Source organism: Rhodococcus sp. NPDC003382, assembly GCF_053589135.1.
This window is the reverse complement of record NZ_JBSFRH010000092.1, coordinates 1-5,158: the sequence shown is the minus strand read 5'-3', so window position 1 is coordinate 5,158 and position 5,158 is coordinate 1. Positions and strand designations below refer to the sequence as shown.

General features: G+C 71.2%; 4 protein-coding genes. 2 read left to right on the top strand and 2 right to left on the bottom strand.

Features of this window, described 5'->3' with window-relative positions; genetic code table 11:
• Positions 1–113: 113 nt before the first annotated feature.
• The gene (locus tag ACWDUD_RS30365) at positions 114–1,517 is read right to left on the bottom strand and encodes an NAD(P)/FAD-dependent oxidoreductase (RefSeq protein ID WP_197252630.1); all 1,404 of its coding nucleotides are present in this window, start codon (positions 1,515–1,517) and stop codon (positions 114–116) included.
• 142 nt (positions 1,518–1,659) lie between these two features.
• Positions 1,660–2,691: a tyrosine-type recombinase/integrase gene (locus ACWDUD_RS30360; protein ID WP_450111742.1), complete on the bottom strand. Its 1,032-nt coding sequence runs from the start codon at positions 2,689–2,691 to the stop codon at positions 1,660–1,662.
• 133 nt (positions 2,692–2,824) lie between these two features.
• On the opposite strand from ACWDUD_RS30360, the gene ACWDUD_RS30355 reads away from it, so the two are divergent.
• Positions 2,825–3,394, top strand: coding sequence for a TetR/AcrR family transcriptional regulator (locus ACWDUD_RS30355; protein ID WP_450111741.1), 570 nt, complete (start codon positions 2,825–2,827; stop codon positions 3,392–3,394).
• A gap of 74 nt (positions 3,395–3,468) precedes the next feature.
• Positions 3,469–5,064, top strand: coding sequence for a GMC oxidoreductase (locus ACWDUD_RS30350; protein WP_450111740.1), 1,596 nt, complete (start codon positions 3,469–3,471; stop codon positions 5,062–5,064).
• Positions 5,065–5,158 lie beyond the last annotated feature (94 nt).

The following is a 5,158-nucleotide window of genomic DNA, read 5'->3' as shown; positions in this document are numbered from 1 at the left end:
ACATCAACCCCCGCCGCTTTACACTCTTCCCCCCCCCGCCGCTCTTCCGATCTATCGGCCACTACACCTCGGGCCCGCCGGCTCGGGCACCCGGTGCCCGAGCCGGTTCGGCGTCAGCCGGCCTCGCGGGCCGACCCGGAGCCGCCCTTCTCGATTTCTGCCGCCGCGGCCTCGGCGGCCTCGGTGTGCTCCCGCAGCCGGTCGATCGCGATCCGCGCGAACACCTGCTGCTCGGTCGCGGCCATCTCGTTGCGGCCGGTGGACAAGAACGCCTGCGCCCACGACAACAACGTCGACAGCTTCGACGAGAACCCCACCAGATACAGCAGGTGGATGAACAGCCACGCGATCCAGCCGATGAACCCGCTGATCTCGAGCTTGCCGACCTTCGCGACCGCGCTGAACCGCGAGATCGTCGCCATCGAGCCCTTGTCGAAGTAGTGGAACGGCTTGCGCTGCGCCGGATCCTGCCCGTGCAGGCCCGCGACGATCTGCTGCGCGGCGTACTTGCCGCCCTGCATCGCCACCTGCGCCAGTCCCGGCAGGTTGTCCAGCGCCATCATGTCGCCGATGACGAACACGTTCGGGTGACCCGGCAGCGTCAGGTCGGGCTGCACCTGGACGCGACCGGCCCGGTCGATGCCGGCGCCGGACTGCTCGGCGAGCTGCTTGCCGAGCGGGCTCGCCGCCACCCCGGCCGACCACACCTTGCACTGCGACTCGATGCGCCGTTCGGTGCCGTCCTTGTCCTTGACGGTCAGGCCCTCGGCGTCGACGCCGGTGACCATCGCACCCAGCTGGATCTCCACCCCGAGCCGCTCGAGCGTCTTGCGGGCCTTGCGGCTGAGCTTGCCCCCGTACACCGGCAGCACGTCCGGGGCGCCGTCGAGCAGCACCACCCGCGCCTCGGTCGGGTCGATGTGCCGGAACGCGCCCTTGAGGGTGCGGCGCGACAGTTCGGCGATCTGCCCGGCCAGCTCCACCCCGGTGGGGCCGGCGCCGACCACCACGAACGTCAGCAGCCGCGTGCGCTCGTCGTGGTCGTCGGACAACTCGGCCTGCTCGAACGCCCCGAGGATGCGGCCGCGCAGTTCGAGGGCGTCGTCGATGGTCTTCATGCCGGGCGCGAATTCGGCGAAATGGTCGTTGCCGAAGTAGGACTGGCCGGCGCCCGCGGCGACGATGAGGCTGTCGTATTCGGTGACGGTGACCCGGTCCAGGAATCGGGAGGTGACCGTCTGCGCGTCGATGTCGATCGTTTCGACCTCCCCGAGCAGCACCTGCGCGTTCTTCTGCTTGCGCAGCACCATGCGGGTGGCCGGGGCGATGTCGCCGACGGACAGGATGCCGGTGGCCACCTGGTAGAGCAGCGGCTGGAACAGATGGTGGCTGGTGCGGGCGATCAGCACGACGTCGACATCCGCGCGTTTGAGGGCCTGGGTGGCGAACAGTCCACCGAATCCGGATCCGATGACCACGACCCGATGACGACCCGACCCGACCGGCTGGATGCTCATCTGATTGCTCCCTCGACGTCTGTCAGTGACCGGGCCGATCGGTGCCGGCGCGGTCCCCGCCTCACTCGGCGAACAGCCCCAGTCTCGCAGCATTCGCGGGCCGTGACGCGTCGAACCGATCGGTGAGTCGTGTCCGGCGCGGTCACTCCGGGTCGCGCAGCAGCTCGTAGACCGGGTTGTGGCGGGCGGCGTGCCGCACCGCGTCGTTGGTGGCCGAGGTGTAGATCTGCACCGTCTGCAGGGACCGGTGCCCGAGCAGCTGCTGCAGCTCGACCATGGTCGCGCCGCTGTCGGCGAGGCTGGTGGCGAAGGTGTGCCGCAGCGCGTGCGCGAGCGCGCCGCGTTTGCGTTCGGATTCGATCCCGGCCAGCCGGTACATCCGCCGGACCCGGTACTGCAGGGTGCCGCGGGTGATGCGCCGGCCGTCGCTGCCGACGAACAGCGGATCCTCCGGCGGGAATCGTTCCCAGATCGCCAGGTCCTCCCGGTCGGCGCGGGCGGTGCGCCGCGCCGGCGGGAACCGGGTGTACCGCTGTTCGAGATAGGCGGAGACGATCGCCGTCCAGCTGTCCTCGAGCGGGATCTCGCGTTCGGTGGCGCCCTTGCCCAGCACCCGCAGCACCGGCGCCTCGCGGCCGCCGAGGATGCTCGCCAGGTCCAGCCGGATCAGTTCCTCCGAGCGGATGCCGGTGAGCAGCAGCGTCGCGATGAGCGCCAGGTCGCGGCCCGGCCAGTCCCGCGGCCCGGTCTCGGGGCGCTGCGCCTGCACGGTGAGCGTGTCCACCAGTTGACCGATCGCGGCCGGCTTGAACGCCTTCGGGGTGTGCTGCGGCCGTTTGGGCTGGGCGATCGACGCCATCGGATTGCCCTCCGAAACCCCTTCGGAGACCAGGAAGTTGCAGAAACTGTTCCACACCGACCAGGCGCGGCGCACCGACGCCGGTTGCCGCTCCCGGGCGAACGCGGCGAACGCCGAGCGCAGCGACCGGATCGTCACGTCCTGCACGGTCAGCGCGTCGGGATGGACCTGCCGGGTGGCGGCGAGCTGCTCGCACACCGCCCGCAGATCCAGCCGGTAGGCCTTGACGGTGTGCGCCGACCGTTTCGCCGTCTGCAGGGTCTCGAGGTAGGCCGAGATCCACTCCAGCAGGCCCGGTTCGTCCCCGCTCGCCATCGTGCGCCCTTTCCGCCGGCTCGTGTCGTACATGTGTGCGAGCACAGTCTGACATCGGGGTCGGACAGGGCGGTGCTCGGTCAGGGCGGGGCGCGTGCCGCGGAGACGCGCGCGGGTGGGGGAGAATCGGCGGATGCGGTCGCGCACGAAGATTCTGGACGCCACGCTCGGGCTCATCGCCGACGTCGGCTTCGAAGGTGTCACGATCGCCGGGGCGGCGCAGGCCGCGGGGGTGTCCCGGCAGACCGTGTATTCGATCTTCGGGAGTCGGGAAGAGCTTGTCTCCCAGGCGATCAGCGGGCAGCTGCTCGAGGCGTACGCGGAGATGACCGCCCGGCTCGAGCGGATCGAGGACCCGGGGGAGTACGTCGTGGAAACCATCGTGCTCGGCCGCACGCTGGTGCGGGAGCATCCGGTGCTGGCGGTGTTGCTGCGCGGCGACGGCGACAACCCGGTGTTCGATCCGGGCATGGTCGATCGCGCCAAACCGATCGGGCGGCAGCTGCTGGCGCCGATGGTGCGACGGTACCCGGAGCTGGAACCGCACGCCGACGACATCGTCGTGATGTCGCTGCTGCTGGGCCTGTCGGTGCTGATGTTCGCGGGCGACAGCATGGAATCCGACGACGAGCTGCGGGGGTTCCTGCGGCGCTGGCTGCAGCCGGCTCTGGCGTCCCTCGGCGGGCCCACCCGCGATTCTTGACACTTCGGCCGCGGACTGTCTAGTTTTGCTTGCGTCCGGGCCTGCGCCGTGCCGAAAACCGATGGGGGATCGACTTGTCCGCACTCACGCGCCGCTCCTTCCTGGCCGGCGCCGTCGCCGCCGGGACACTGCTGGCCGGCGCGTCCACCGCGCACGCCGCCCCCGGCATCGGCGCCCGCGTCAAGCGGGTCGCCGTCACCCGCGAAGAGCACCGCGTGATCGTCATCGGCTCCGGCTTCGGCGGCGGCGTCACCGCCCTGCGCCTGGCCCAGGCCGGGGTGCCCGTCACCGTCCTCGAACGCGGCCGCCGCTGGCCCACCGGCCCCAACGCCACCACCTTCCCGCGCGTCGCCGACCCCGACAAGCGCATGCTGTGGCACAAGTCGTTCCCCGAGGTGTTCGGCCGGCGCCTGAACGTCGAACCCTACGTCGGCCTCGTCGAAGCCGTCCCCGGCGACAACATGACCGCCCTGTGCGCCGCCGGCGTCGGCGGCGGCTCCCTCGTCTACCAGGGCATGTCCCTGCAACCGGACCGGGACGTGTTCAACGCGCACTTCCCGAACGAACTCGACTGGGACCTGATGAACCGCGTGCACTACCCGCGCGTGGCGAAGATGCTCGGCCTGGCCACCGCCCCCGACGAACTGGTCGCCACCGCCAACTACGCGGCCGCGCGCATCTTCGCCGACCGGGTCCGCGCCGCCGGCATGCCGCTCGACAAGATCCCCATGCCGATCGACTGGAACTTCGCGCTCGCCGAACTGCGCGGCGAGATGACCCCCGCCTACACCGACGGCGCCGGCGCGCTCGGCGTCAACAACGGCGGCAAGCACACCGTCGACGTCACCTACATCGCCGACGCCGAGGCCACCGGCCTGGCCACCGTGCAGGCCCTGCACGACGTCACCGACATCGAACGCGCCGCCGACGGCCGCTGGACCGTGTACGTCGACCGCACCGACGAATCCGGCACCGTCCTCGAGAACAAGATCCTCACCACCGACGCGCTGGTGCTCGCCGCGGGCAGCCTGAACACCACCCGGCTGCTCCTGCGCGCCGCCGCCAAGGGACAGATCACCGACCTGCCCGACGACCTCGGCCGCGGCTGGGGCACCAACGCCGACCGCATCTACATGTGGACCGACATGGCCGCGGACTTCGGGGCGGTCCAGGGCGGCCCGGTCGTCTACGGCAGCAAGAACTGGGACGATCCGCACCACGCCCACACCGTGGTCCAGGCGTCGCTGCCCTCGTTCGAGGTGAACACCCGCAGCACCGTCCTCGTCGGCTACGGCGTCAGCGACGGCCGCGGCGAATTCGTCTACGACGCCGGACGCGACGACGCCGTGCTGCGCTGGCCGCACGAGGGCGACGCCGGGATCCAGAACGGCCACATCGATCCCGCCGTCCGCCGCATCGCCGGCGCCGCCGCCGTCCTCGTCGACACCAACAAGGTCGTGCCGTCCACCTGGCATCCGCTCGGCGGCGCCAACATGGGCAGCGTCTGCGACCTCGACGGCCGCGTGCTCGGGCAGCGCGGCCTGTACGTGCTCGACGGGGCGCTGATGCCCGGCAACGCCGCCGCGTGCAACCCGTCGATGACCATCGCCGCCGTCGCCGAGCGGGCCCTCGACAACATCGTCGCCCGCGACGTCGGCACGCTCATCTGAGCCACAGACCCGGGGGATGGGAACGGTGGCGGGGGGGGGCCGGGGCGGGTGGCCCCCCCCCCCCCCCCCAAAACCCCCCCCCCCCCCCCCCCCC

Excerpts from the sequence above, each read along its gene's own strand:
- ACWDUD_RS30365 (WP_197252630.1), bottom strand. The coding sequence starts at position 1,517 with ATGAGCATCCAGCCGGTCGGGTCGGGTCGTCATCGGGTCGTGGTCATC.
- ACWDUD_RS30360 (WP_450111742.1), bottom strand. The coding sequence starts at position 2,691 with ATGGCGAGCGGGGACGAACCGGGCCTGCTGGAGTGGATCTCGGCCTAC.
- ACWDUD_RS30355 (WP_450111741.1), top strand. The coding sequence starts at position 2,825 with ATGCGGTCGCGCACGAAGATTCTGGACGCCACGCTCGGGCTCATCGCC.